This window comes from Frigoribacterium sp. VKM Ac-2836, from assembly GCF_013248995.1.
Lineage (GTDB): Bacteria > Actinomycetota > Actinomycetes > Actinomycetales > Microbacteriaceae > Frigoribacterium.
In genome coordinates, this window is sequence record NZ_JABRPK010000001.1 from 823,206 (window position 1) to 848,920 (window position 25,715).

Genomic DNA, 25,715 nt, shown 5'->3' on the forward strand with positions numbered 1-25,715 from the left:
GGGTCGTCGACCCTCACGTGGTCGTGCGGGTCACCGCCGCGTCGAGCCCGAACGCCCGCAGCTCGTCGTCGTCGAGCATGCGGGACCGGATGAGGAACCGCTTGCCCTCGGGGCTCTCGACCGAAAACCCGGCCCCGCGGCCGGGCACGACGTCGATCGTGAGGTGCGTGTACTTCCAGTACTCGAACTGGCTGCGCGACATGTAGACCTCGATCGGGTCGAGACCGTCGACGTCCAGGTCGCCGAGGTGCACGTCCACCGCACCGACGCGGAAGAACCCCACGGGGTAGCACATCGGCGACGATCCATCGCAGCAACCGCCCGACTGGTGGAACATCAGCGGGCCGTGCTGGGCGGTCAGGTCCACGAGGAACGCCGCGGCCTCGGGCGACACGTCGACCCGGGACGGGGTGGACCGGGCCGCCCCGGAGGCGGCGGGCGCGACCGGGACGACCCGCGCCTCCTGGGCCGGTGTGTCGGTGGCCGTCGCCGCCGCGGCCGTCTGCTCCGGCGTCATCAGAAGAACCCCATCGGACCGTCCGCGTAGCTGACGAGCAGGTTCTTGGTCTGCTGGTAGTGGTCGAGCATCATCTTGTGGTTCTCTCGCCCGATGCCGGACTGCTTGTAGCCGCCGAACGCCGCCCCGGCCGGGTACTGGTGGTACGTGTTCGACCAGACGCGTCCGGCCTGGATGTCCCGGCCGGCCCGGTACAGCTGGGCGCCGTTGCGGCTCCACACGCCGGCGCCGAGGCCGTAGAGGGTGTCGTTGGCGATCTTGATGGCGTCGTCGTAGTCGCTGAAGCTCGTCAGGGACAGGACCGGGCCGAAGATCTCCTCCTGGAAGATGCGCATCGAGTTGCGGCCCTCGAAGATCGTCGGGTTGACGTAGTACCCCTCGGTCAGGTCGCCGCCCAGGTCGGCCCGGTCGCCGCCGAGCAGCAGCGTCGCGCCCTCCTGCTTGCCGATGTCCATGTAGCTGAGGATCTTCTCGAGCTGGTCGTTCGAGGCCTGGGCGCCGATCATCGTGTCCATCGAGAGCGGGTTGCCCTGCTTGACCTTCTTGACGCGCTCGATGCCGTCGGCGGTGAACTGGTCGTAGATCGACTGCTGCACGAGCGCGCGGCTCGGGCAGGTGCACACCTCGCCCGAGTTGAGGTTGAAGAACGAGAAGCCCTCGAGCGCCTTGTCGTAGAAGTCGTCGCGTTCGTCGGCCACGTCGGCGAAGAAGACGTTCGGGCTCTTGCCACCGAGCTCGAGCGTCACCGGGATCAGGTTCTCGCTCGCCATCTGCATGATCAGGCGGCCGGTCGTGGTCTCGCCCGTGAACGCGATCTTGCGGATGTTCGGGTGGCTCGCCAGGGGAGCGCCGGCTTCGACGCCGAAGCCGTTGACGATGTTCAGCACGCCGGCGGGCAGGAGGTCCTTGACGAGGTCCATGAACACGTGGATCGACGCGGGCGTCTGCTCGGCCGGCTTGAGCACGACGCAGTTGCCGGCCGCGAGGGCGGGGGCGAGCTTCCACACGGCCATCAACAGCGGGAAGTTCCAGGGGATGATCTGACCGACCACGCCGAGCGGCTCGTGGAAGTGGTACGCGACGGTGTCGTTGTCGATCTCGCCCGTGGAACCCTCTTGTGCGCGGATGGCACCGGCGAAGTAGCGGAAATGGTCGATCGCGAGGGGGACGTCGGCGGCGAGGGCCTCGCGGATCGGCTTGCCGTTGTCCCAGGTCTCGGCGACGGCAAGCATCTCGAGGTTGGCCTCCATCACGTCGGCGATCTTGTTCAGCAGCAGCGCGCGCTGGGCGATCGTGGTCTTCTTCCAGGAGTCGAAGGCCCGCCAGGCGGCCTCGACGGCCTTGTCGACGTCGGCCGCGTTGCCCCGAGCCACCTCGGTGAAGACCTTGCCGTTGACCGGGCTCGGGTTCTCGAAGTACTGTCCGCTCGACGGAGCGACGTACTCGCCGCCGATGAAGTGGTCGTAGCGAGGCTTGAAGCTTACCTTCGCGTCCGGCTGTCCCGGTGCGGCGTAGGTGTTCGGGGGAGTGGTGACGGTCATGACGGTCCCTTTCGACGACGGTGTCGGGTCGGCGGCGGGGGTCGCCCGCCGGTGGCGGCAGGCTACGTGGGGTGAGGTTGCATCCGGTTGCGCGTCGGGGCCAGGACCGCACACGATGGAGGCGGGCGAGGGCAGGAGGCGCAGGTCGCGACCGGCGCGTCAGTCCCGGCTCTCGAGTGTCTCGAGGTGCGCGACGAGGTGCGTCCGCCGGGGCGATCCCGCGGGCAGCCGCCGCAGCAGCTCGAGCAGGACGCGCACGTCGTCCCGCCCCGCGGCCGACTCGGAGTACGACAGCAGGGTGTCGATGGAGCCGCCGGTGAGGAGCGCGTCGCGGACGGTCGCGTCGACCTCGGCTCGAAGGGCGACGACGCCGGGTGCCGAGGACGAGGGGAGGGCCGTGCCCGTCCCGGCCCGCACCGCCGCCCGGTGGGCTCCACGGTCGACGAGACCGACGAGGGTGTCGAGGTCGAGCGTCACGGGACGGGGCAGCCGGTACGGACGCGACAGGGGGACGAGCGTCGGGTCGAGGGCCTCGATCACATGCCGCAGCCGGACCATCTCGGGGCGCAGGGTGGATGCGGCGTCGACGTCACCGTAGACGGCGTCGGCCAGTTCGTGCGCGGTGTAGCCCGCGGGGCGGTGGGCGAGCAGGGTCATGATCTCGGAGTGACGGGCACCCAGGGCGATGCGGCCCTCGCCGACCGCGAGGATCGCCTCGTCCCGGCCCAGGGTGGTGAGGGCCGCCGCGACGGTCGTGCGGGGGGACACGACCTGCAGGGGGTGGCGTGTGGGGCGTGCCGGGGCCCGATCGGCCGCCGCGAACCGCAGGAGCGCGAGGTGCGCCTCCACGGCGGCGACGGTGGCCGTGACGAGGGGAAGGGTCATCGCGCCGGCCGCGCGGTCGTCTCCCGTGATGTCGACGACACCGATCAGGTGGCCGTCGACGGGGTCGTGGACCGGTACGGCCGTGCAGCTCCAGGCCTGGACGCGGTGGTTCCAGTGCTCGTCTCCCCGGATCTGCACACCCCGGTCGAGCACGAGCGCGGTACCCGGCGCCGAGGTGCCGACCCGCGCCTCCGACCAGCCGGCGCCGGCGACGAACAGCATGTCCTCCGCGCGGCGGCGCGTCGAGGGGTCGCCCTCGACCCAGAGCAGGCGGCCGTGCTCGTCACCGATCGCCACGAGCAGACCCGAACCGGCGACGTCGTCGACCAGCAGGCGGCGCACGACGGGGAGCGCGAGGGCCAGCGGGTGGTCGCCGCGCCAGTCGTCGAGGTCGTCCTCGGGCAGCTCGAGCCGGGGCAGACCGTCGGGGTCGAGACGATGCCGCGAGGCCCGATCCCACGAATCGCGCACCACCCGGCGTACCGGCCCGGCGTCGCGGGGCGGACGGCTCGCGGTGAGGGACATCGGGCACCCATCGTCGTCGATCGGGGCGAGGCAGCCGTGGTGCGGCGTCGTCGCCGTGGTGCTCTTCAGCGTACGGCGGCACGTGTCCACGGGGAAGGGCGCCGCATGGGGGTCTGCTGTGACCGGGTGGCGGATCGGAGGCGCCGAGGCGCGGAGGCACGGGTCAGCTCGCGCAGTCGATGCAGAGCCGGGCGGTGGGTCGCGCCTCGAGCCGCGCCTCGCCGATCCGGGCCGTGCAGCGCTCGCAGCGGCCGAACGTGCCGTCGGCGAGGCGGGCCAGAGCGGCTTCCGCATCGGCCGCCCGCTCGAGTGCCGACCGGCGGACGGCGTCGAGCTGCGACCGCTCGTAGGCGATGGTCGAGCCCTCGGGGTCGTGCTCGTCGTCGACGTTGGCTCCTTCGCGGGCCGCAGCCACCGCCTCCATGTCGACGAGCAGCCGCCCCGCCAGCGTCAGGGCCTCGTCGCGCGTCATGCGTAGCCGGTCGGAGGGGTCGATCACGCGATCACGGTGCCGGGGGTCAGGCCGACACGAGCGGCGGCACCTCTTCGCCCGCACGCGGCGGAGCCGGGGGAGTCCCGTCGCCGAACGGACGGCCGCCGAGCTGCTCGCGGCCGTGCTCGGTGAGCCACCCCGACGGGTCGGGCCCGACCGGGACGATGCCGGTCGGGTTGATGTCGGAGTGCACGACGTAGTAGTGCGCCTTGATCTGGTCGAAGTCGATCGTGTCGCCGAACCCGGGCGTCTGGAACAGGTCGCGGGCGTAGGCCCAGAGCACGGGCATCTCGGTGAGCTTGTTCCGGTTGCACTTGAAGTGCCCGTGGTAGACCGCGTCGAACCGGGCGAGGGTCGTGAACAGACGGATGTCGGCCTCGGTGATCGTGTCGCCGACGAGGTACCGCTGACCGGCGAGTCGCTCGGACAACCAGTCGAGACGCTCGAACAGGGTGCGGTAGGCCCTCTCGTAGCTCTTCTGCGAGCCCGCGAAGCCGGCCCGGTACACGCCGTTGTTGACGTCACGGAAGACGACGGCGTTCACGTCGTCGATCTCGGTGCGCAGGGCCTCGGGGTAGAGGTCGGGGGCGCCCTCGCGGTGGAAGGCCGTCCACTCGGTGGCGAAGTCGAGGGTGATTTGCGGGAAGTCGTTCGTGACGACCTTGCCGCTCGGCACGTCGACGATCGCCGGCACCGTGATGCCGCGCGGGTAGTCCGGTGTGCGGGCGAAGAACGCCTCTTGCAGCCGTTCGATGCCGAGCACGGGGTCACGACCGTCGGGGTCGAGGTCGAAGGTCCAGCTCCGGGCGTCGTGCGTGGGGCCGGGCAGGCCGAGCGAGATGGCGTCCTCGAGGCCGAGCAGGCGGCGGGAGATGACGCTCCGGTTCGCCCAGGGGCACGCGCGGGCGGCGACGAGGCGGTACCGGCCGGCCTCGACCGGCCAGCCGTCGACGGCGTCCCGCGTGATGCGGTCCTCGATGTAGTTGGTGTCGCGGGTGTACTCCTGGCCCGGCTCGACGTAGCTGCCCTTGACCTGCTGATCGCTCATGACGTCACCCTACGCACGGGCCGTCGGCAATTCCTGGCTGCCGCGGCGCGTGCGGGCGATCGGCGGCCCCGCCGGGCGGGGTGGCGACAGGGGTCAGGAATTGCCGACGGCCAAGGACGAGGAGGCGCGGGTGGCGTTCCAGTCCCGCCACATCGCCTTGAGGTCCCACGCGTTCTCGGCCTCGAGCGAGATGCCGCGCTCACCGGTGCGACGTGTGCGCCCCTGGATCAGCATCAGCTGCGTGCCGAACAGGAGGGAGCCGGCGCGGGCCTGTGCCTCTTCGAAGAAGGTGGAGTCGGAGCAGCCGCTGCCGTCGTCGAGACTGATGAAGACGACGCGTTTGCCGCTGCGCATCGGCGGGGTCTGGGTCGCGATGCGGATGCCGGCCACGAGCACGGTCGTGCCGTTCCAGTGGTCGCGCAGGTCGGCGGCGCGCACCACGCCCAGGTCGTCGAGCATGGGCCGGTAGCTCTCGATCACGTGCTCGCTGACCTCCATCGACAGGATGTCCAGCTCGTCGCTGACCCTCTGCCGGACACCGACGTCGGGCGTTCCGGTCGGCACCGTGTCGGAGTCGTCGATCGAGAAGTCGAGCTGGTTCTCGACGTCGATGGCCCGCGGGCGCGAGGACCGGCCGGTGAGCGTCCGCACCCGGGCCAGGACGTCGCCGCGGGTGCGGCCGGGCCCGGCGACGGAGTCGAGCGCCCCGACCTGCGCCAGGCGTTCGAACAACGACCGGGAGGGCGTCGCCCGCTGCCAGAAGTCGGTGATCGAGTCGTAGGGGCGGTTCACGACGACCCGGGCCAGTTCGGCGTCGCTGATGCCGTGCACGTCGGCGAGCGACAGCCTCAGCCCGAGGTCGCCCACCCTGGTCGGCGCGATCGGGGTCGCCGGAGGCCGGAGACGCTCCACCCGGTAGACGTCGGTCGAGGCGTTGACGTCGAGCGGCAGCACGGGCACGCCCATGCGTCGGGCCTCGGTCAAGAGCAGCCGCTTCGGGTACATGCCGGGATCGTGGGTGAGGATGCCGGCCAGGAACTCGGCAGGGTAGTGAGTCTTCAGCCAGGCGCTCTGGTAGGTGGGCAAGGCGAACGCCGCACCGTGGGCCTTGCAGAAACCGAACGACCCGAACCCCTTGAGCGCCGCCCAGATGCGGTCGACGGCGGCGTCGTCGAAGCGCCGACGACCCGTGTCGGGGTCGAGGTTGCCGCGGGTGCGCTCGCGGAAGGTCGCCTCGAGCGCGTCGTCGTCGCCCTTGCCCATGTGCCGTCGGATCTCGTCGGCCTCGGCGAGCGACACCTGCATGGTCGCCTCGAGGATGCGCAGCACATGCTCGTGGTAGATGACCACCCCGTAGCTGTCGTCCAGGAACGACGCGAAACTCGGGTGCAGGTAGTCGGGCTGCTGGAACCCGTGCTTGGTGTCGAGGAACGGCGCGATCATGTTGCCCTTCATCGGGCCGGGGCGGAACAGCGAGATGTCGGCGATCAGGTCTTCGTAGCGGTCGGGCTGCATCTTGCCGATCAGCTCGCGCTGCCCGGGACTCTCGATCTGGAACATGCCGAGCGTGTGGGTGGTCCGGATCGCCTCGAAGGTGGGCTCGTCGTCGTGGGGGATCTCGTCGAGTTCGATACGACCCTGGCGGTTCACGTAGGGCACGTCGACCGGCAGGGCGCCGGCCAGGGCGGCGCGTGGGCCGTTCACGCGCTCGATCTCGTCGAGGGCGTAGGCGAGGGAGCTCTGCATCCGGACGCCGAGGACGTCGAGCTTGAGCAGGCCGGCGTCGTTCATGTCGTACTTGTCGAACTGGCTCATCGGCAGGCCGATGCCGCTGGGCTGGACGGGAGTCGTGCTGAGCAGGTCGGAGTCACCGAGGATCACCCCGCACGGGTGCATCGAGATGTGTCGGGGCAGCCGGTCCAGCCGTTCGCTGAGGTCGACGAGGAGGTCGATCTGGTCGTTGCTGCGTGCCAGCTCGGCGATCTCGCGCAGTTCGGGCTTCTCGGCCATCGCGGTGCGGAGGTCACGGGCGTTCGAGCGCCAGACGTTCTTCGCCACGAGGTCGATCTGCTCGTCGTCGAGCCCCAGCGCGAGACCGGCGTCGCGCACCGCGCCCCGCCCGCGATAGGTGGACTGCATCGACATGAGCGTGACCCGGTTGCTGCCGTACCGGTCGAAGATCGCCCGGTAGACCTCGTGCCGCCGGGCCGCCTCGACGTCGATGTCGATGTCGGGCAGGGTCTCGCGCTTGTTGCCGAGGAAGCGCTCGAACAGCAGGTCGTGCTCGATCGGGTCGACGTTCGAGATGCGCAGCAGGTAGGTGACGAGGCTGCCGGCGCCCGACCCCCGTGCCGCGTTGCGTACCCTCAGGTCGCGCATCAGCGCCGAGACGTCGGCCACGGTCAGGAAGTACCCCGCGAAGCCGAACCCGGTGATGATGCCGAGCTCGTACCTCATGCGGTCCTCGACCTTCTGGCGCAGGGACCGGTCGGCGTCGCCGAAGCGTTCGGTGACACCGGCCTCGGCCCGCCGGAACAACGCCTGGTCGGGGTCGCCGTCCACGCCGATCGCGCTGAGCTCCGGCACCTTCGGGCGGCCCCATCCCAGGTCGGCGACGGGGTCGATCCGGCAGCGGTCGGCCAGGCGCTCGGTCTCGGCGAGCATCTCGTCGCCGGCACTGCGAGGCAACGACGACGCGTCGCTCACCAGACGGGCCAGTCGGCGCATGTCGACGGGGCGTTTGAGGTACGCCTGGGCGTTCGGCTGGGGCCGGAACGAGCCGAGCGCCGCCAGGTGCCCGGCCGAGTCGAGCACGTCGGCCGTCACGGCCTCGTCGGGGTCGAGGTAGCGCACGGCGTTCGTCAGCACGGCCGGCACCCCGACGTGGTCGGCGAGCTCGAGCATGCGCGCCGCGTGTCGGATGCTGCGGCTCTCGCCCGGTTCGGTCAGATGGCAGACCACCTCGACCACCACGCCGCCGGGCAGCGTCGCCGCCCAGTCGGCGAGGGACGCCGCGGCCTCGCCGTGTCGCCCGGCCTGCACGAGCCGTCCGACGTCGGAGTCGGGCCCCAACAGGACGGTCGCCGCCGGCTCGGTCTCACCCTGGACGAAGCCCCGCACCCTCGATCGGGCGATCGTCGCCACGCTGTTGGCGCTGCCGCTGGCCCGGCGCGTGGCCCGCCCGTGCGAGGCGCTGATCAGACGGCACAGGGCAGCCCACCCCGCCTTCGCCGGGCCGCCACCTCGAGCCCCGTGTGCCAGCACCACGATGCGGTCGACCCCACCGGCACCTCCGCCGTCGCCGCCCACGACCCCGTCGCGGTCGTCCCTGCAGCCCAGCTCGACCCCGACGATCGGGTCGACGCCCGCCGTCCGGCAGGCCCCGACGTGTCGGATCGCCCCGTACAGCCCATCGCGGTCGGTGATCGCCGCCGCGTCGGCCCCCGCCGCGACAGCGGCGTCGACGAGCGCCTTCGGGTGTGCCGTGCCGTGGTGGGCGCTGAACGCCGACGCGACGCGCAGGTGGGTGAAGCTCATGGTCGGTACCTCGGGCTGCTGAACCCCCGGCCGGGTCGTTCGAACAGGTGTTCGACCAGTGTACGTCGCCACGATCACCTCGTCGCGCCCGCGACCCGCCCGCCCACCACGCGGCCTGTCATCATCGAGGCATGCCCGATCGACGCCCCGCCCCGTCCGATCGACGGACCGCCCTGCGTCACGACGCCCGCACCGCGACCCACTGGACCCGCGTCCTGTTGGCCCAGCCGCGCCTCCTGCTCGCCGTGAAGACGGCGCTCGCGGCGGCCCTCGCCTACTGGATCGCCCCGCAGGTGCCCGGTGTCGCGGCGGACTACCCGTACTACGCACCGCTCGGTGCCGTGATCGCGATGTACCCGACGATCAAGAGCTCGCTCCGTCAGGGGCTCCAGGTGCTGTTCGGCGTGATCGTCGGCATCGGTCTCGCCACGACGGTGTTCGCCCTGCAGGACGGACAGCCCGGCGTCCTCGCCGTCGCGCTCCTCGTCGGGGTGGGCGTCCTCGTGGCGGGCATCCGGTGGCTCGGTGCCGGCCGTGACTGGGTCCTGACGGTCGGGTTGTTCGTCCTGTTGCTCGGCGGAGCGAACGCCGGGGACTATTCACTGGGCTACATCGTGCAGATCGGGGTCGGCGTCGTCGTCGGCGTCGTGGTCAACCTGGTGCTCGTGCCGCCGCTCTACGCCTCGCGCGCCGAGCGACGACTCACCCGGGTCAAGGACTCCCTCGCCGACCGGGCCGACGAGATCGCCGGCGTCTTCGAGACGCCCTGGCCCCTCGAGGACGACGAGTGGGAGCGTCGCGTGGGCGTCCTGCCGAGCACCCTCCGCCGTGTACGCGAGGCCGTGCAGTACGCCGACGAGTCCCGGCACCTGAACCCGCGGCGGATGCTCGGGCGCCGTGACCTGGGGCAGGAGTACGCCGACCTCGCCATCTACGAGCGGGTCTCGTTCCACCTGCAGGACGTCGCCGAGGTCTCGGGCATCCTCGGTCGCCGGATCGGCCGACAGATCGGCATGCCCGACGACCTGGCGCCCGACGTCGCCCATGCCGTGCACGGTGTCGCCACCGTGATCCGACGGCACGGGGCCGAGGACGTCGACGCGTTCACCGACGCCCGACGGCGGGTCGCCGACCTCTGGGACGCCGTCGACCGCCACCGCGACCGCCCGACCACCGAGACCAGCGGTGGTGTCTCGATCGCCGTCTCGCTGGGCCGCATCATCGCCGCGCTCGACCCGGACGACACCACGGCGCCCAGCCCGGAGGACGACGCCGCCGAGGAGGCGCGCACGGCCGGCGACGCCGGTTCCGGCGGCCGCGTGGGCGGCACCGACAGCACGGGGCCGGTCGACGACGACAGCGCACCCCGCGACACGGCCCCGCACGACACCGTCCAGGACGGCGACGCCGACACCGCTCACTGACCCCGATACGGCGCGCACCGCCCGGGAGCAGTACGGTTGACCGGGCACCGGCGCCGAGACGCGACCCGTGCCCTCCACGGCCGGGGCGGTCGACGGGAATGCCCGTCCCCCCTGTGCGTTGACACCCGTGGCCCCGAGAACCCCCGCCGCCCGATCGACCAGCGACGACCCGATCGTCGCCCTCCCATGAAAGCTGCACCGTGACAGACACCACCACCCTCATCATCCTCGGAGCCAGCGGAGACCTCACCGAGCGTCTGCTGCTCCCCGGCCTCGCGAGCCTGCTGAAGAGCGACCGCGGCGTCGACGTCCAACTCATCGGTACCGGCCGCAGCGAGCGCAGCCCCGACGAATGGGACGACGTCGTGAAGACCGCCTTCAACGGCGACGCCGGCAGCGACCTGGCCAAGAAGACCCTGGCGTCCAGCCAGTACATCCAGGGCGACCCGACCACGGTCGAGCACCTCAAGGCCCTGTTCGAGGCCAGCGAGGGCACCCCGGTGATGTACTTCGCCCTGCCGCCGGCGATCAGCACCAAGGTGATCCAGGCGCTCGCCGAGATCGATCTGCCCGACGGTCTGCGTCTCGCCCTCGAGAAGCCGTTCGGCTCGGACGAAGAGAGCGCACGTGAGCTGAACGCCGAGCTGCTCAAGATCGTCCCCGAAGAGCGCATCCACCGCACCGACCACTTCCTCGGTCGTGCGACGGTCCTCAACATGATCGGCCTCCGCTTCGCCAACCGCCTGTTCGAGCCGGTCTGGAACAGCGAGAACATCGAGAAGGTCGAGATCTTCTATGACGAGGTCCTGGGCCTCGAAGGTCGTGCCCAGTACTACGACAAGGCCGGCGCGCTGATCGACATGATCCAGAGCCACCTGCTGCAGGTGCTCGCCGTCATCGCGATGGACGCGCCGTCGAGCATCGACTCGGTCGAGTTGCGCAGCGAGATCGCGCGCGTCCTGCGGGCCACCTGGGTCAAGGACGCCGACCCGGTCGCTTCGAGCCGCCGCGCGCAATACGCGGCCGGCACCATCGACGGCAAGGACGTTCCCGCGTACGCCGACGAGGACGGCGTCGACGACGAGCGTCAGACCGAGACCCTCGCCGAGGTCGAGTTCGAGGTCAAGACCCGCCGCTGGGCCGGCGTCCCGTTCATCCTGCGCTCGGGCAAGGGCATGACCAAGATCCGCAAAGAGGTGCTGATCACCTTCAAGCCGGTCCCGGCGCTGCCCGAGGGCCTCAACGGTTCGTCGACGCCCGACACGCTGCGCATCGAGATCAGCCCCGAGACGATGGAGCTCGGCGTCACGACCAACGGCTCGGGCAACCCCTTCGACCTCGAGAAGTCGACGATGTCGGTCACCCTGGGCAAGCCCGAGCTCACGCCCTATGGTGAGGTGCTCAGCGGCATCTTCCACGACGACCCGACGCTGTCGATCCGCGGCGACGTGGCCGAGCGGTGCTGGGCGATCGTCGCTCCCGTGATCGAGGCCTGGAAGGCCGACGAGGTGCCGCTCGACACCTACGCCGCCGGCTCGACCGGCCCGAAGGACTGGCCGGCCTGATCCTCGCGTCGCCCGCCACGGCCGCCCCGCTCGTCCGAGCAGGGCGGCCGTCGTCGTCCGGTGGCTCAGGCCTTCGTCGTCGCGGATCCGGCCGGCTCGATGGAGGCGGCGGCTCGGGCGCGTGAGATCGCGTCCGCCGCGCGGACCAACGCCAGGTGCGAGAGCGCCTGCGGGGTGTTCCCGACGTGGCGGCCGGTCGCGACCTCGATCTCTTCCGAGAGCATGCCGACGTCGTTGCAGTAGCCGACCAGGCGGTCCATCAGGGTGACGGCGTCCTCGACTCGCCCCGAGGCGGCGTACTGCTCGGCCAACCAGAACGAGCAGGTCAAGAAGGGGTTCTCCGTCCCGTCGAGACCGTCGACGCCGCTCTCGGTCCGGTAACGCATCAGCAATCCGTCCTGCAACAGATCGTGCTCGATCGCGGCGACGGTGCCGAGCATCCGAGGGTCGTCGGCGGCGACGAAGCCGACCTGGGAGAGCTGCAGCAGGGACGCGTCGACCTCGGTCGTGCCGTAGTGCTGGGTGAAGGAGGCGCGGTCGGCGTTCCAGCCGTGGGTCTCGATCTCGGCGCGGACCTCGTCGCGCAAGCCGCGCCACCGGTCGAGAGGCCCGTCGAGGCCGAACTGCTCGACCCCCTGGATCGCGCGGTCCAGGGCTGCCCAGATCATCACCCGGGAGTGGGTGAAGTGCCGGAGTTCACCACGGATCTCCCAGATGCCGTTGTCGGGCCGGGTCCAGTTGTCCTCGACGTACTGGATGAGCGCGCGCTGGAGGGGCCAGGAGTACTCGCTCTCCTCCACGCCGAGCAGGCGGGCCTCGTGCAGGGCGACCATCACCTCGCCGAAGATGTCACCCTGGTACTGCTTGTAGGCGGCGTTCCCGATCCGTACCGGCGAGGCCCCGTCGTAGCCGGCCAGCTGATCGAGTTCGCTCTCGTGCAGGTACCGTTCGCCGGCGAGGCCGTACATGATCTGCACGTCCGCAGGGTCTCCGGCGATGGCACGGAGCAGCCAGCCGCGCCACCGGTCGGCTTCCTCCGCGTAACCGTGCAGGATGAGCGCCTGCAACGTCATCGACGCGTCACGGAGCCACACGTAGCGGTAGTCCCAGTTGCGCGAGCCGCCGAATCGTTCGGGCAGGCTCGTGGTCGCCGCGGCGACGATTCCGCCCGTGTCCTCGTTGGTCAGGGCCCGCAGGATCAGCAGCGATCGGTGCACCTCGCGGGAGTAGATCTCGGGTGCCGAGCACCGTGAGGCCCATTCCTGCCACCAGGCGACGGTCTCGTCGATGCGGGCCGACACGTCGACGGGCGTCGGCGGCTCGCGGTGCGACGGGTACCAGGTGAGACTGAAGTCGACCGTCTCGCCCGCGGAGACGTCGAACGTCACCTCGTGCGTGTGGTCGGTGGCCGTCAGTCGCGGACCGCGGACGACGACGGCGTCCGGCCCCGCGGTGGCGACGAGCGCCGTGCCGTCGCCCTCGGGGACCTGCCGTACCCAGGGGACGGCCGTGCCGTAGCCGAAACGGATCGCGAGGTCGACGTGCATCGAGACGGTGCCCGAGACGCCGGTCACCCGGCGGACGACGTCCGCCCGCCGGTCGCCGTAGGGCATCAGGTCGGTGACCTCGACCACGCCGGTGGGAGTCGTCCACCGGGTGACGAGCACGAAGGTGTCGTCGACGTAGTGCCGGGTCGAGGTGGCGTCCGGATCGGATGGGGCCACGAGCCAGCGGCCTGCTTCGTGGTCGCCCAGCAGGGCGCCGAAGGTCGAGGCGGAGTCGAAGCGAGGGAGGCAGAGCCAGTCGATGCTGCCGTCGGAGCCCACGAGGCATCCGGTGTGCAGGTCGCCGATCAGCGCGTAGTTCTCGATGGGCAGGGGCATGCGCTCATCAAACCAGCGCACCCCCGGGTCGGGGTCAGCGTTGCAGCGTCGGGTCGGGCCAGAGCGTCTCGACCTTCGGCTTCTGTCGCCGGGTGCGGGCCCAGACGACGAACCCGGCGAGGGTGAATGCGCCGTAGAAGACGTACATGAACGCGGACGCGTAGTAGCCGGCGCTGAACAGCAGGGGAGTGCCGACGAGGTCGACCGCCACCCAGATCAACCAGAACTCGACCCAGCCCTTGGCCATGCCGTAGGTGGCGAGGAGCGACCCCGTGAAGATCCAGGCGTCGGCCCAGACGGGTTCGTAGGACCCCAGGAGGCGGAACAAGGGCGTCAGCAGCGCGGTGCCGCCGACGAGCGCGACGACGATCAGCACCCGGTTCTTCCATCCCGCCCAGCGGGGCTCGACGGCGACCCCACCGGTGTCACCGGCGTGCTTCCAGCGGTACCAGCCGTAGATCGAGACGACGATGAACATCACCTGACGGGCGGCCTGACCGAGCAGGTTCACCTGGTTCGGAGTGTCGAACACCGCGCCCAGGAACACCGTGAACAGCAGCGCGTTGCCCACGATGCCGATCGGCCAGGCCCAGACCTTGCGCCGCATGCCGCCGAGGGCGCTGAGCAGACCGAAGACGTTTCCGACCACCTCTCGCCAGAGGATCGTCTGGTCGCCGATGTGCAACTGGGCGTCGAACAACCACAGCAACGGATTCATCGGCATGCTCTCTTCGGTCGGGACGGCAGGTGGTACGGGACCACGGCGTCCCCGGGGCGCAGAGCGCCTGGTGCTGCAACGAGTGTGGCACGAGGGCCATTCCCGAGAGGTCGTCTTCGCACCGGCGTCCCCGGGTCAGGCGAACAGCTGCTGCTCGACCCCGTCGTCGAACACTCCGAGCAGCAACCAGGAGTCACCCCTGCCGTCGAGCGCCAGGTCGAAGGTGCCGTCGACCCGATGGGCTCCGTCGGTGAGCGGCACCGCGTCGACCCGCCAGACGGTCATCTCGAGCAGGTGCGCGCTCGCCCCTCGTGGCGCCCTGGTAGCGGACCGCCACCAGTCGGTGCGTGTGACCCAGAGCTCGGGTGAGCTGACGACGCCGTACACGACCCCCCGCCACTCGAAGCGCAGGGGTGCCCCGTCGGGCGTCGTCTCGACCGGGACCTTCTCGTCCACCCTCATCTGCCGACCTCTCGTTCGAATATGTGTTCGAACGGAGTCTACGAATTCCTACCGACATCGGCCATCCCGGTTCCGCCCAGGGCCCTGGTCCGACTGCCGCGCGCCGTGTCGCTCGCGACCTCACCAGCCGGGCAGCGCCTCCTCGACGTGGGTGACCGCCTCGCGGGGCAGGCCGGCCTCGTCCGCGAACGACCGCCACCTCAGCACGGCGTCACGCACCTCGTCGACGATGCCCGACGCGTCCCGCACCAGGAAGCGATCGGCGAGGCGCATCACGTCGGCCCGTGAGACGTCGCGGAAGACACCGTCCACCCCCATGAGGTGCTGGTACGTCCACCGCCCGGTCGGATTGTGGGCGAACGTCACGTCGTACGCAGGGGACAGCCCCCACGAGGCCTCGGGCCCCGCGAGCAAGAAGGACGAGTTCTTCGTGTGGTCGTCGTTGTTCGCCGCCAGCACGTTGAAGACCATCCGGCGGAACGCCTGTGCCAGTGCCTCGTCGCCCGCCCCCAGTCGACGGATCACGTCGAACGACTGCCCGTAGTCGTGTGCCTGTCGCTGCCGGAAGTCGAGGTGCGCCGCCCCGCACAGCGTCAGGACGTGGGCCTTGCCCCCGGCCCGACGGTCGAACCGGCGCGTCATGAAGTGCGACCGCCCGTTCTCGTCGAGCAACCGGCACTCGGCCATGTCGATGCCCGCCGCCCCCGCCATCAGAGAATACGCGTACTCGACCCGACCGGCGAGGCCGCCCGAACCCAACTCGGAGTCCGGGCCCAACCCGTCCAGCTTGATCAACCAGTGCTCGAACCCGTCCGGCGCCGCCAGCTGACCCGACCGGATCTCGCCCGTCGCGCGGTTCCACGCCACCACCGCCTTGGCCCGAGCCCCACCCGCCGACGTCCCCACCTGGATCAACGACCGGATCGCCGACTCGGCCTCACGGTCGTCGCTGAAGCTCGCGTCCAGGACGCTGCGTGCCCCCTCGACCAGCGCGCTCAGCTCGAGCGCGCTCGTCGTCCGCTGACGCGGACCCCGAGACGGCCGGAACTCCAATGCCCCCATGGCCCGGTCCGCCATGTACGCCAACCGGTCCAAGGGGCTCACCTGCTGCCGTGACACCCCCTGGCGCACCAACCAGGCGTCGATCACCGCGTTGCCGAAGTCGTCCGGCATCGCGTCCGCCAACATCGCGGGCAGTCGGTGGAACGTCGCTTCGGGCAGCTGGGGGAAGACATGCCGCCGGGTGCGGATCGGCATCGTCAGAGGCGCCAGCTCGATGCCTCGTGCCACCCAGTCCGGGTAGTACTCGAAGACGTACGCCCCGAGACCCGGGTCGAGTGCCACGGCGCCCACCCGCAGGCCCCACGCCGTCACCTCGACCGCACGGACCGGAACCCAGCTCACGAACCCCCTCCCGACGATCGCCCGCCCCGGGGCCGATAGACCCGGCGGCGCGGTTCGTCCGCCGACGACCTCAGCACGTCGAGCGGACTGACGGCGCTCGCCGGAGCGATGTTGCCGAGTGCGTCGTCGGCGCCCAGTGCTCGCAGGACGCGAACGAGTGTGCGCAGGGTGCTGCCTCGCCCGGCCTCGAGGGACTGCACCGTGCTCGGGGACAGATCGGCACGTCGAGCGAGTTCGAGCTGGTCGAGACCCCGGTCGAGCCTCAGGCGTCGGACCTGATCTCCGACCTGACGTTCTCGGGCGTCGGTCGAGAGGGGGGAGGCCGCTTTCTCGAATGGGTTCTGCTCATCGCTGACCACGGTGCTCCAATCGCGGGATAATCCAATATAGCACCGCTTCATGCCCTCAAAGCATGATTATCCCACTATTGCAGAGTGGCTTCAGTCAACCGACGGTCAGTCGATCACGCCGTTGTCACGGAGTTGTTCCCACAGACCGGCACCGTCGGGCGCCGACACCCAGGCGACGTCGCTCGCACCTGCGTGCTCCGAGCGGGACCGGCCACCGGCCAACACGGCCTCGCTGGGCGACAACTGGCGGATGGCCACGGCCGCGACGTTCTCGGGATGGTCATGGAGGAACGTCCGGTACAGCTCTTCGTCGTGCTGCCCGTCGTCGCCGACGAGGAGCCATCTGAGCTCGGGGAACTCGTCGGCAAGGCGGCGCAGGGACTCTTGTTTGTGCAGTCGTCCGCTGCGGAAGATCCGGTCGTGGGTGGGGCCCCAGTCGGTCAACAGAAGCGCGCCGCTCGGGTAGAGGTTCCGCGACAGGAACCGCGACAACGTCGGTGCCACGTTCCAGGCTCCCGTCGACAGATAGATGACCGGGCACCCGGGGTTCGCCGCGTTCAGGCGCTCGTACAGCACGGCCATCCCGGGCACCGGCCGCCGGGCGTGCTCGTTGAGCACGAAGGTGTTCCATGCGGCGAGAAGCGGTCGGGGCAGCGAGGTGACCATCACGGTGTCGTCGATGTCCGAGACGATGCCGAACCGCGCGTCCGGGTCGATCACGAAGATGGGGGCCTCGACCGGCGTCGACCCTTCGGTGGTCAGGGTCGCGACGTGCCAACCGGGTTCGAGGTCGACGGCGATGCGTGCGTCCAACACGCCACCGCGGTCCGTCTGGACGCGCTGGACACGACCGCCGAGAGAGATCTCGACCAGCGCCTTCTCGACGGGCACGCTCGTGAAGCTGCGCCACCCCCGCACGTTGAGACGGTCGACGCCCGACAGTGTGCCCGTCCGAGTGAGCAGGACGCGCGACAACACCCGGGCCCACCCGGGGCCGCCGTAGCCGCTGTACGGAACGACCGTGGGCAGCAGGCCGCGGCGTCGGGCTCGCTTCTCGCGGAAGCGGTGGACCGCGTTCTCGATGCGAGCCGCCCGGTGCAGGAAGGGCTCGACGGCGGCGGGCGGTGCCTTGCGGGTGTCGGGCATCCGATCAGTCTCGCACGGCGCGTCGTCGAGCGGGTGGGTCAGCTCGCCGGGGCGAGCAGGCCGGGGTGGTCGACCGACGACGAACCGACCTCGGGGCCGACCTCGTGGTGCTGGAGGCGTTCGGCGATCTCGTCGCTGAGGCCCGCGATGCCCTGCACCAGGTCGTCGTCGCCCTCGGTCTCGGGGTCGAGCCAGTCGTCCATGACGTCCGTGCCGACGAGCACCGGCATGCGATCGTGCACCTCGGTCACCGGCCCCGAGGAGGCGCGGGTCAACACGGTGGTCGACAGCAACCACCGCGACGGGGCGCCGACCTCGGCCGACGGGTCGCGCCACCACTCGTAGAGCGCACCGAACAGGACCACCTCGTCGTCGGGCAGCCGGATCAGGACGGGCCGCTTCGAGCCGTCGGGCAGGACCTGCCACTCGTACCAGCCCGTGGCCGGCACGAGACCGCGACGCGAGACCACGGCCTCGCGGAACGACGGCTTCTCGGTGACCGACTCCGACCGCGCGTTGAACAGCGGGGGTCCGGCGTCGGGGCCGGCCGAGCCGCCGGGCACGAGGCCCCAGCGGGCGGCCGCGAGGCGCCGGACCGGGGGGCCACCCGCGTCCTCTCCTCGCGGTGCGGCGTCGACCAGGAGACTCACCGGCCGAGTCGGAGCGATATTCCAGGAAGGTTCTGGGAGAATATCCCCTGATACATCGACGTCGAACAGGGCCACCAGGTCGCTCGAGGCGCGTGCCATCACGAATCGTCCGCACATGCGTCCCATTCTGGTGGCAGCCGCCGACATCCGGTGACCGACACCTCGGTCTCGCTCCGACGTCATCGCACCGTGCCCGACCCCGTCGAGGCATCGCCACGAAACGGAGAAACGTTGCTCGTCACCGACGTCAATGACGCACTGCCCGGGGGTTCACCGCTGCTCAGGAACGAGCCCGTCCAGGCTCGTAGTTCCGCGCGGCTCACCGGGCTGCTGGACGCGGCCGCGGCCATCATCGACGAGATCGGCTACGAGCGTCTGACGACGGCCATGGTCGCCGAGCGGGCGGGGGCCTCGATCGGCACCGTCTACCGCTATTTCCCCGATCGCATCGCCGTCGTGGACGCCCTCGCCCTGCGTTCGGTCCAGCGGCTGACCGTCCGGGTCGGCGAGGCGGTGTCTGATGACGCCGTCAGCGACTGGCGTCGAGCAGTCGACCTGTTCGTCGAGGCCAAGACCGAGATGTACCGAGACGAGCCGGGGTTCCGTGCCATCCGCTTCGGCGACGCACCCGACGTCCGCACTCCCGAGACACGTCAGTACACCAGCCCGTTGGCCGAGCAACTGCTCATGGTCTTCGTCGACCACTGCTCGGTCACGCGCACCGACGAACTCGAGCTGGGTCTGCAGGTGGCGGTCGAGATCGCGAACGCCCTCCTGGCCCGCGCCTTCATCGACGACGCCGAGGGCGACGACCGTTTCGTCGGCCAGTGCCGCACGGTGCTCACGGGGTACCTCGAGACCCTCGTCGCCGTGAGCTGACCTCGCAGGCCGCGCGGCGGCGTGTGGCTCAGGCCTGGACGAGGTCGGTGACACATCGTCGAGATCTGTGGTTGGGTGAACGCCCTGGCAAGTGTCGATTCGTGCTGCCCACGAGGAATGAGCCACCCATGATCGAGTTCCGTTCCGTGACGAAGCAGTACCCCGACGGCACCCTGGCGGTGGACGACTTCAGTCTCGTCATCCCGTCCCGGAAGACCACGGTCTTCGTCGGGTCGAGCGGTTGCGGCAAGACGACGATCCTGCGGATGATCAACCGGATGGTCGACCCGACGTCCGGCGTGATCGAGATCGACGGCAAGTCGATCGGTGACCTCGAGCCGGTGGGGCTGCGTCGCAGCATCGGCTACGTCATGCAGAACTCCGGTCTGCTTCCCCACCGCAAGGTCGTCGACAACATCGCCACGGTCCCCGTGCTCAAGGGCACGTCGAAGAGGGTCGCCCGCGACCGCGCCCTCGAGCTCATGGACACCGTCGGGCTCGACCGGCATCTCGCCGATCGCTACCCCAGTCAGTTGTCCGGCGGCCAGCAGCAGCGCGTCGGCGTCGCGCGTGGCCTCGCCGTCGACCCCAACATCCTGCTGATGGACGAGCCGTTCGGTGCCGTCGACCCGCTCGTGCGGTCCGACCTGCAGCAAGAGCTCATCCGCCTGCAGCGAGAGCTCGACAAGACCGTCGTCTTCGTCACCCACGACATCGACGAAGCCTTCTACCTGGGCGACCAGGTCGTGATCCTCGAGAAGGGCGGCCACGTCGCCCAGCAGGGCAGCCCCGCCGAGATCCTCTCGGCCCCCGCGACCGACTTCGTCGCCGAGTTCATCGGTGCCAACCGGGGCAAGCGGGCGTTGCACGTCGAGCAGACGCCCACCGGGCAGGTGGTGGTCGACGGTGACGGCCGCACCGCCGGGGTGTTGACCGAATCCGTCCGAGGTGGGCAGACGACGTGAACTGGATCTGGTCGAACAGCGACTACATCCTCGACAAGACGATCGTGCACCTCGGGCTCAGCGTGCCTCCGGTCGTCCTGGCGTTCGTCATCTCGCTGCCGATCGGCTGGGCGGCCAATCGGTACACCCGCTTCCGCGGCATCGTCCTGGCGGTCGCCGGCCTGTTCTACGCCGTCCCGTCCTTCGCCCTCCTCGTCGTGCTGCCCGGACTCATCGGGTACAGCATCCGTAGCAACACGAACCTCATCATCGGCCTCACCCTGTACGGGGTCGCCTTGATGGTTCGGTCGGTGGCCGACGGCCTCCAGTCGGTCGAGGCCGACGTGCGTCAGTCCGCCACGGCGATCGGCTACTCGGGGTGGCAGCGTTTCTGGCGCGTCGAGATCCCACTGGCCGGCCCCGTGCTGCTCGCGGGCCTCCGCGTCGTTCTGGTCAGCACCATCAGTCTGGCCACCGTGGGGGGAATCCTCGGCATCAACGGGCTCGGGCTCCTCTTCAACGACGGGCTGCAGCGCGACATCATGGCCGAGATCGTGGCGGGCATCGTCCTCACCATCGTCATGGCGCTGGTCCTCGACGGGCTGCTGGTGCTGCTCGGCAGAGCACTGATGCCCTGGACGAGGGGTCAGGCGCCGACCAGGCAGGCCACGCCGACAGCGGCTCGTCAGAAGGTCGTGGTGCCGTGAACCTCTTCTTCGACGCCTTCGCCTGGCTCGCCGATCCGACGCACCTCTCCGGGGTCGACGGGGTCCCCGTCCGCCTGGGCGAACACCTCTGGTACACGGTCGTGGCCGTGGCCATCGCCTCCGTCCTCGCCATCCCCGCGGGTTACCTCATCGGGCACACGGGTCGTGGGCGCACCCTCGCCGTCGCCCTGACCGGTGGAGCCCGGGCGTTGCCGACCGTCGGGTTGGTGTTCCTCCTGGCGCTTCTCGTCGGCATCGGCATCACCGCCCCGATGATCGCCTTCGTGGTCCTGGCCATCCCGTCGGTGCTCGCCGGGGCGTATTCGGGCTTCGAGGCGGTGGACCGCAAGACCATCGACGCCGCACGGGCCGTGGGCATGACCGAATGGCAGATCGTGACCAAGGTCGAGGTGCCGCTCGGGCTACCCCTGCTGATCGGCGGCATCCGATCGGCCACGCTGCAGGTCGTGGCCACGGCCACCATCGCCACGGTGGTCGGGGCCGGTGGCCTCGGCACCTACATCTTCCGAGGCCTTCGATCGAACGACTACACGCAGATGCTGGCCGGGTCGATCGTCGTCATCGCCCTCGCGATCGTCCTCGAGGTCCTCTTCTCGATCGTGCAGCGCCTGGTCGTCCCCGCGGGCGTCACGGCCGGGCGCCCCTCCGACACCCGCTCCAAGGCCGTCCGGCCCGGGGCGGTCACGGCAACACCCCTCACGAAAGGCACACAGTGATCACAGCGAACAAGAAGGGCCGGCTCACCGTTCTCGGCGCAGTCGCGATCGGGGCCATGGTGGCCCTGGCAGGGTGCTCGTCGAGCGACCCGCTGAGCTCGGGCGACTCGTCCGCGTCGAGCGACGGTGACACGCTCGTCATCGGCTCGCAGCAGTACTACTCGAACGAGATCATCGCCGAGCTGTACGCCCAGGCGCTCGAGGCCAAGGGCTACACGGTCGACCGTCAGTACCAGATCGGCCAGCGCGAGGTGTATCTGCCCGAGCTCGAGTCGGGCAAGATCGACGTCTTCCCCGAGTACACCGGCAACCTGCTGCAGTACTACGACAAAGAAGAGACGGCGAAGTCGCCCGAGGAGGTCGAGTCGGCCCTGGCCGCCGCGCTGCCCTCCGGTCTGACCGCGCTCAAGGCCGCCGCGGCGTCCGACCAGGACAGCTACAACGTGACGAAGGAGTTCTCCGAGGAGAACGACATCACGAGCCTGGCCGACCTCAAGGACTACTCCGGCACGCTGACCCTGGGTGCTCCGCCCGAGAACGCCGAGCGCCCCTACGGCCCCCCCGGCCTGAAGAGCATCTACGGCGTCGACGTCACCTCGACCCCGATCGACGACGGTGGTGGCCCCTTGACGGTCAAGGCCCTGACGGACGGTAGCGTCCAACTGGCCGACATCTACACGGCCAGCCCCCTGATCCCCGAGAACGACCTGGTCACGCTCGAGGACCCCGAGAACATGATCCTGCCGCAGAACGTGGTGCCGATCGTGTCCGACAAGGTCGACTCCGACGCGCAGGACGTCATCGAGAGCGTGGACGCAGTCCTCAGCGCGTCCGATCTGCAGGAACTCAACTCGAAGAGCCAGACCGACAAGGAGTCCTCGGCCACCATCGCCAAGGACTACCTGACCGAGAAGGGCCTGCTCGACAGCTAGGCACCTCCGATCCTCGAGAGCCCCGTTCCGTCCGCGGAACGGGGCTCTCCGTCGTCCGGGGCCCCGCCCGCCGGGCGAGGACGAGGAGGCGCGGGTCAGGACGCGTCGTCGCCCACGCTCTCGTCGGGGTGCGCCATGTGTCGTTCCTCGCGGCGGTGGAGGACCTTCTTGACGACGACCACCAGCAGCGCGAACACGGCGATGATGCCGGCGAAGACGTAGCCGGCCTGGTGCAGCTGGTCGGCGAGTTCGCGGTAGCTGCCCGCGGCGGCGGCACCGACCGAGACGTAGGCGAGCGCCCAGAGGATGCAGGCGGGCGTCGTCCACGTGAGGAACGTCCGGTAGCGCATGGGGCTCGTGCCCACGGTCAGCGGGATCAACGAGTGCAGCACCGGCAGAAACCTCGACACGAACACGGCGATGCCGCCCCGTCGGGCGAGGTAGTTCTCGGCCCGCACCCAGTTCGCCTCGCCGATGCGTCGGCCGGGCGCGCTCGCCCGGATCTTCGGCCCGAAGAACCGGCCGAGGGCGAACCCGACGCTCTCGCCCATAAGGGCGCCGACGACGAGGGCTGCGACGAGCGCTCCGAACTCGAACGGCGACGCGACCGCCGTCGCCGACACGATGGCCACCGTGTCGCCCGGCACGATCAGCCCGAGCAGCACCGAGGTCTCGAGCACCATGGCGACGCCCGCCAACACGGTCCTCACCACGGGGTCGACGGACTGCACCAGGTCGAGCAGTGTCGTCAGCACGTCGTTCACCTGCCCGAGCCTATTCACAGCAAGTGCACGGCGCCCGAGAGCTCAAAACGACACGTGTCGTCTATCTGTCGATCTAGGCTCGTCACGTCCCGACGGTGCGACGCACGACCACCATCACCATCCGAGGGAGAAGGCGCATCCCGATGAACGAGCTGCTCGACCCGCTGCTGCTGTCCCGTTGGCAGTTCGGGCTCACCACCGTCTACCACTTCTTGTTCGTGCCGCTCACGATCGGCATGGCGTTCACGGTGGCCGTCTTCCAGACGGCGTGGGTGCGCACGGGCCGCATCCACTACCTGCAGCTGACCCAGTTCTTCGGCAAGATCTTCCTCATCAACTTCGCGATGGGCGTCGTGACCGGCATCGTTCAGGAGTTCCAGTTCGGCATGAACTGGTCCGACTACTCGCGGTTCGTCGGCGACGTGTTCGGTGCCCCGCTCGCGCTCGAAGGCCTGCTCGCGTTCTTCCTCGAGGCGACCTTCATCGGCATCTGGATCTTCGGCTGGGACAAGGTGCCGAAGAAGCTGCACCTCGCGAGCATCTGGGGCGCGACCGTCGGCAGCATCCTCTCGGCGTACTTCATCATCGCCGCGAACGCCTTCATGCAGAACCCGGTCGGCTACGACATCAACGAGCAGAAGGGCCGGGCCGAGCTCACCAGCATCTGGGAGGTCCTGACCAACAAGGTGGCCCTGGCGGCGTTCCCCCACACGATCTTCGCCTGCTTCATGGTGTCGGCCGCAGTCATCGTCGCGGTCGCCGCCTGGCACCTGTCCCGCAACCAGCACCTCGAGACGATGCGGCCGGCCCTGCGCTTCGGTCTCTGGACGATGGTGGCGGCCGGTGCCCTCACGTTCATCACGGGCGACCAGCTCGGCCTCGCGATGGTCGAGACCCAGCCCATGAAGATGGCCGCCGCGGAGGCGCTCTATCGGACGAGCACCGGTGTGGACGCCTCGTTCTCGATCTTCACGCTGGGCACGCCCGACGGCGTGCACGAGCTCTTCAGCATCCGGGTGCCCTACCTGCTGTCGTTCCTGTCGACGCACACCATCGACGGCACCGTCGAGGGCATCAACGACCTCCAGGCCCAATACGTGCAGCTCTACGGCCCCGGGGACTACACACCGATCATCTGGGTCACCTACTGGTCCTTCCGGTGGATGATGGGCCTCGGCATGGTCAGCGTCCTCGTCTCGCTCGTCGGCCTCTGGATGACCCGCAAGGGTCGTCTGCCGCAGAGCAGGTGGGTGTGGCGGGCCGCGATCTTCAGCTATCCCATGCCCCTCATGGCGATGATCGTCGGGTGGGTCTTCACCGAGATGGGACGGCAGCCCTGGCTCGTCTTCGGGTTGCTCAAGACCGAGGACGGCGTCTCGCCCGGGGTCACCGGACTGACGGTGCTCATCTCGCTCGTCGCCTTCACCCTGATCTACGGAACTCTCGCCGTCGTCGAGTTCCGGCTCATCGTCAAGGCCGCCCAGAAGGGGCCGGCCGACGCGCCGGAGCCCGATCCCGTGTCGGGCGAGATCCGACACGAGGCGACGGTCTACTGATGTCCGCGCCCCCTACCGACCCGATGCGAGAAAGGCTCTGACCATGGACCTCCCCACCCTCTGGTTCGTCATCCTCGGCTTCTTCTTCGTCGGCTACTTCGTCCTCGACGGCTTCGACTTCGGGGTCGGCATGTCGCTGCCCTTCCTCGGCCGGGACGACACCGACCGGCGTGTGTTGATCAACACCATCGGTCCCGTCTGGGACCTCAACGAGACGTGGGTCATCGTCGCCGGCGCCTTCCTCTTCGCGGCCTTCCCCGAGTGGTACGCCACGCTGTTCAGCGGGTTCTACCTCTTGATGCTGCTGATCCTGTTGGCCCTGATCGTGCGCGGCGTCTCGTTCGAGTACCGTCACCAACGCCCCGAGGCGGCCTGGAAGCGCCGTTTCGACCTGATGATCGTCATCGGCTCGGCCGTCCCGGCGTTCGTCTGGGGCCTCGTCTTCGCCAACGTCGTGCAGGGCGTGCCACTCGACGAAGGCCACAACTACACCGGGTCGTTGATCGACCTGCTCAACCCCTACGCCTTGCTGGGCGGCCTCACGACACTGCTGCTCTTCTTCACGCACGGCGTGGTGTTCGTCACGCTCAAGACCGAGGGCGAGATCCGGCAGCGGGCCCGCCGCCTGGCCGCCCGGGCCGGAGTCCTCACGATCGTCGTCGCCGCGTCCTTCCTCGTGCTGACCTCGCTGATGCACGGGACTCTCGCGTCGATCGTCCTCTCGGTCGTGGCGGCCGTCACCCTCATCGCGGCCTTCGTGGCCAACCTCCGTGGCCACGAGGGGCGGTCCTTCGGCTTGATGGCCGTCACGATCGCCCTGGCGGTCTCCAGTCTCTTCGCCGCCCTGTTCCCCGGGGTGATGCCCGCGAGCAACGACCCGGCCAACGGTCTGACGATCGTGAACGCCTCGAGCTCGACCTATACCCTCACGATCATGAGCTGGGTCGCCCTCGTCTTCGTCCCGCTCATCCTCGGCTACCAGGCCTTCACCTACTGGATCTTCCGCAAGCGCATCAGCCGTGCGGCGATCCCGGCTGCGCACTGAGCC

At 69.7% G+C, this 25,715-nt stretch carries 23 protein-coding genes; 9 read left to right on the plus strand and 14 right to left on the minus strand.

Annotated features, from left to right (window positions below; all coding sequences use genetic code 11):
* Positions 1-13: 13 nt before the first annotated feature.
* The 6 genes from HRF36_RS03870 to HRF36_RS03895 form a co-directional block, all read right to left on the minus strand.
* On the minus strand, positions 14-517 hold the full coding sequence (locus HRF36_RS03870; RefSeq protein WP_173206421.1) for a DUF779 domain-containing protein: 504 nt from the start codon (positions 515-517) through the stop codon (positions 14-16).
* Entirely contained in the window at positions 517-2,058 is a 1,542-nt protein-coding gene (locus HRF36_RS03875) for an aldehyde dehydrogenase family protein (protein ID WP_173206424.1), read from the minus strand. The genes HRF36_RS03870 and HRF36_RS03875 overlap by 1 nt, the downstream gene beginning before the upstream one ends.
* Before the next feature lie 159 nt (positions 2,059-2,217).
* The gene (locus tag HRF36_RS03880) at positions 2,218-3,468 is read right to left on the minus strand and encodes a GAF domain-containing protein (RefSeq protein ID WP_173206427.1); all 1,251 of its coding nucleotides are present in this window, start codon (positions 3,466-3,468) and stop codon (positions 2,218-2,220) included.
* A gap of 163 nt (positions 3,469-3,631) precedes the next feature.
* Positions 3,632-3,967, minus strand: coding sequence for a TraR/DksA family transcriptional regulator (locus HRF36_RS03885; RefSeq protein ID WP_371739997.1), 336 nt, complete (start codon positions 3,965-3,967; stop codon positions 3,632-3,634).
* Between the two features lie 19 nt (positions 3,968-3,986).
* Complete coding sequence (locus tag HRF36_RS03890) at positions 3,987-5,009, minus strand: glutathione S-transferase family protein (RefSeq protein ID WP_173206430.1); 1,023 nt, start codon at positions 5,007-5,009, stop codon at positions 3,987-3,989.
* A gap of 93 nt (positions 5,010-5,102) precedes the next feature.
* Entirely contained in the window at positions 5,103-8,546 is a 3,444-nt protein-coding gene (locus HRF36_RS03895) for a DNA polymerase III subunit alpha (protein WP_173206433.1), read from the minus strand.
* Positions 8,547-8,677: 131 nt separating this feature from the next.
* Here HRF36_RS03895 and HRF36_RS03900 point away from each other — a divergent pair, with 131 nt between their 5' ends.
* Together HRF36_RS03900 and HRF36_RS03905 are read left to right on the plus strand one after the other, a co-directional pair.
* The gene (locus HRF36_RS03900; RefSeq protein ID WP_173206436.1) at positions 8,678-9,970 is read left to right on the plus strand and encodes an aromatic acid exporter family protein; all 1,293 of its coding nucleotides are present in this window, start codon (positions 8,678-8,680) and stop codon (positions 9,968-9,970) included.
* Positions 9,971-10,170: 200 nt separating this feature from the next.
* Positions 10,171-11,535 (plus strand): glucose-6-phosphate dehydrogenase, encoded by a 1,365-nt coding sequence (locus tag HRF36_RS03905; protein WP_173206439.1) that lies wholly within the window; start codon positions 10,171-10,173, stop codon positions 11,533-11,535.
* A 65-nt stretch (positions 11,536-11,600) separates the two neighbouring features.
* On the opposite strand, the gene HRF36_RS03910 is transcribed toward HRF36_RS03905, so the two are convergent.
* The 7 genes from HRF36_RS03910 to HRF36_RS03940 form a co-directional block, all read right to left on the minus strand.
* Positions 11,601-13,439 (minus strand): glycoside hydrolase family 15 protein, encoded by a 1,839-nt coding sequence (locus tag HRF36_RS03910; RefSeq protein ID WP_371739998.1) that lies wholly within the window; start codon positions 13,437-13,439, stop codon positions 11,601-11,603.
* Positions 13,440-13,452: 13 nt separating this feature from the next.
* Positions 13,453-14,136 carry a nicotinamide riboside transporter PnuC gene (gene pnuC, locus HRF36_RS03915; protein ID WP_173206445.1) on the minus strand — a complete coding sequence of 228 codons (684 nt, stop codon included), beginning with the start codon at positions 14,134-14,136 and terminating at the stop codon, positions 13,453-13,455.
* A 135-nt stretch (positions 14,137-14,271) separates the two neighbouring features.
* A complete protein-coding gene (locus HRF36_RS03920) occupies positions 14,272-14,598 on the minus strand; it encodes a DUF6504 family protein (RefSeq protein WP_173206448.1) in 327 nt (108 codons plus the stop codon).
* Positions 14,599-14,718: 120 nt separating this feature from the next.
* The gene (locus HRF36_RS03925) at positions 14,719-16,002 is read right to left on the minus strand and encodes a type II toxin-antitoxin system HipA family toxin (RefSeq protein WP_173206451.1); all 1,284 of its coding nucleotides are present in this window, start codon (positions 16,000-16,002) and stop codon (positions 14,719-14,721) included.
* Entirely contained in the window at positions 15,999-16,361 is a 363-nt protein-coding gene (locus HRF36_RS03930; RefSeq protein ID WP_173206453.1) for a helix-turn-helix transcriptional regulator, read from the minus strand. Before HRF36_RS03930 ends, HRF36_RS03925 begins: the two co-directional genes overlap by 4 nt.
* A 96-nt stretch (positions 16,362-16,457) precedes the next feature.
* Positions 16,458-17,498, minus strand: coding sequence for an App1 family protein (locus HRF36_RS03935; protein WP_173206455.1), 1,041 nt, complete (start codon positions 17,496-17,498; stop codon positions 16,458-16,460).
* Positions 17,499-17,536: 38 nt separating this feature from the next.
* Positions 17,537-18,331, minus strand: a complete 795-nt coding sequence (locus tag HRF36_RS03940) for an SOS response-associated peptidase (protein ID WP_371739999.1) — start codon at positions 18,329-18,331, stop codon at positions 17,537-17,539.
* Here HRF36_RS03940 and HRF36_RS03945 point away from each other — a divergent pair.
* The 5 genes from HRF36_RS03945 (at position 18,299) to HRF36_RS03965 (ending at position 22,347) form a co-directional block, all read left to right on the plus strand.
* On the plus strand, positions 18,299-19,027 hold the full coding sequence (locus tag HRF36_RS03945; protein WP_371740000.1) for a TetR/AcrR family transcriptional regulator: 729 nt from the start codon (positions 18,299-18,301) through the stop codon (positions 19,025-19,027). The genes HRF36_RS03940 and HRF36_RS03945 overlap by 33 nt on opposite strands.
* 128 nt (positions 19,028-19,155) lie before the next feature.
* Positions 19,156-19,992, plus strand: coding sequence for an ABC transporter ATP-binding protein (locus HRF36_RS03950; protein ID WP_173206461.1), 837 nt, complete (start codon positions 19,156-19,158; stop codon positions 19,990-19,992).
* Positions 19,989-20,678: an ABC transporter permease gene (locus HRF36_RS03955; protein ID WP_173206464.1), complete on the plus strand. Its 690-nt coding sequence runs from the start codon at positions 19,989-19,991 to the stop codon at positions 20,676-20,678. Before HRF36_RS03950 ends, HRF36_RS03955 begins: the two co-directional genes overlap by 4 nt.
* Complete coding sequence (locus HRF36_RS03960; RefSeq protein WP_173206466.1) at positions 20,675-21,415, plus strand: ABC transporter permease; 741 nt, start codon at positions 20,675-20,677, stop codon at positions 21,413-21,415. The genes HRF36_RS03955 and HRF36_RS03960 overlap by 4 nt, the downstream gene beginning before the upstream one ends.
* The gene (locus HRF36_RS03965) at positions 21,412-22,347 is read left to right on the plus strand and encodes an ABC transporter substrate-binding protein (RefSeq protein WP_371740001.1); all 936 of its coding nucleotides are present in this window, start codon (positions 21,412-21,414) and stop codon (positions 22,345-22,347) included. The genes HRF36_RS03960 and HRF36_RS03965 overlap by 4 nt, the downstream gene beginning before the upstream one ends.
* Positions 22,348-22,442: 95 nt before the next feature.
* On the opposite strand, the gene HRF36_RS03970 is transcribed toward HRF36_RS03965, so the two are convergent.
* A complete protein-coding gene (locus tag HRF36_RS03970; protein ID WP_173206469.1) occupies positions 22,443-23,111 on the minus strand; it encodes a DedA family protein in 669 nt (222 codons plus the stop codon).
* A 143-nt stretch (positions 23,112-23,254) separates the two neighbouring features.
* Between HRF36_RS03970 and HRF36_RS03975 the strand changes: the two genes are divergently transcribed.
* Both HRF36_RS03975 and cydB read left to right on the plus strand, forming a co-directional pair.
* Positions 23,255-24,667 carry a cytochrome ubiquinol oxidase subunit I gene (locus HRF36_RS03975; protein ID WP_173206472.1) on the plus strand — a complete coding sequence of 471 codons (1,413 nt, stop codon included), beginning with the start codon at positions 23,255-23,257 and terminating at the stop codon, positions 24,665-24,667.
* Between the two features lie 43 nt (positions 24,668-24,710).
* Positions 24,711-25,712, plus strand: a complete 1,002-nt coding sequence (gene cydB / locus HRF36_RS03980; RefSeq protein ID WP_173206474.1) for a cytochrome d ubiquinol oxidase subunit II — start codon at positions 24,711-24,713, stop codon at positions 25,710-25,712.
* The last annotated feature ends 3 nt before the right edge of the window (positions 25,713-25,715 follow it).

What these genes read in the sequence shown, in the direction of transcription:
- HRF36_RS03875 (WP_173206424.1), bottom strand. Translation starts at nt 2,058, where the DNA reads ATGACCGTCACCACTCCCCCGAACACCTACGCCGCACCGGGACAGCCG.
- pnuC (WP_173206445.1), bottom strand. Translation starts at nt 14,136, where the DNA reads ATGAATCCGTTGCTGTGGTTGTTCGACGCCCAGTTGCACATCGGCGAC.
- HRF36_RS03975 (WP_173206472.1), top strand. Translation starts at nt 23,255, where the DNA reads ATGAACGAGCTGCTCGACCCGCTGCTGCTGTCCCGTTGGCAGTTCGGG.
- HRF36_RS03880 (WP_173206427.1), bottom strand. Translation starts at nt 3,468, where the DNA reads ATGTCCCTCACCGCGAGCCGTCCGCCCCGCGACGCCGGGCCGGTACGC.
- HRF36_RS03870 (WP_173206421.1), bottom strand. Translation starts at nt 517, where the DNA reads ATGACGCCGGAGCAGACGGCCGCGGCGGCGACGGCCACCGACACACCG.
- HRF36_RS03900 (WP_173206436.1), top strand. Translation starts at nt 8,678, where the DNA reads ATGCCCGATCGACGCCCCGCCCCGTCCGATCGACGGACCGCCCTGCGT.
- HRF36_RS03895 (WP_173206433.1), bottom strand. Translation starts at nt 8,546, where the DNA reads ATGAGCTTCACCCACCTGCGCGTCGCGTCGGCGTTCAGCGCCCACCAC.
- cydB (WP_173206474.1), top strand. Translation starts at nt 24,711, where the DNA reads ATGGACCTCCCCACCCTCTGGTTCGTCATCCTCGGCTTCTTCTTCGTC.
- HRF36_RS03890 (WP_173206430.1), bottom strand. Translation starts at nt 5,009, where the DNA reads ATGAGCGATCAGCAGGTCAAGGGCAGCTACGTCGAGCCGGGCCAGGAG.
- HRF36_RS03940 (WP_371739999.1), bottom strand. Translation starts at nt 18,331, where the DNA reads ATGACGTCGGAGCGAGACCGAGGTGTCGGTCACCGGATGTCGGCGGCT.
- HRF36_RS03950 (WP_173206461.1), top strand. Translation starts at nt 19,156, where the DNA reads ATGATCGAGTTCCGTTCCGTGACGAAGCAGTACCCCGACGGCACCCTG.
- HRF36_RS03935 (WP_173206455.1), bottom strand. Translation starts at nt 17,498, where the DNA reads ATGCCCGACACCCGCAAGGCACCGCCCGCCGCCGTCGAGCCCTTCCTG.
- HRF36_RS03920 (WP_173206448.1), bottom strand. Translation starts at nt 14,598, where the DNA reads ATGAGGGTGGACGAGAAGGTCCCGGTCGAGACGACGCCCGACGGGGCA.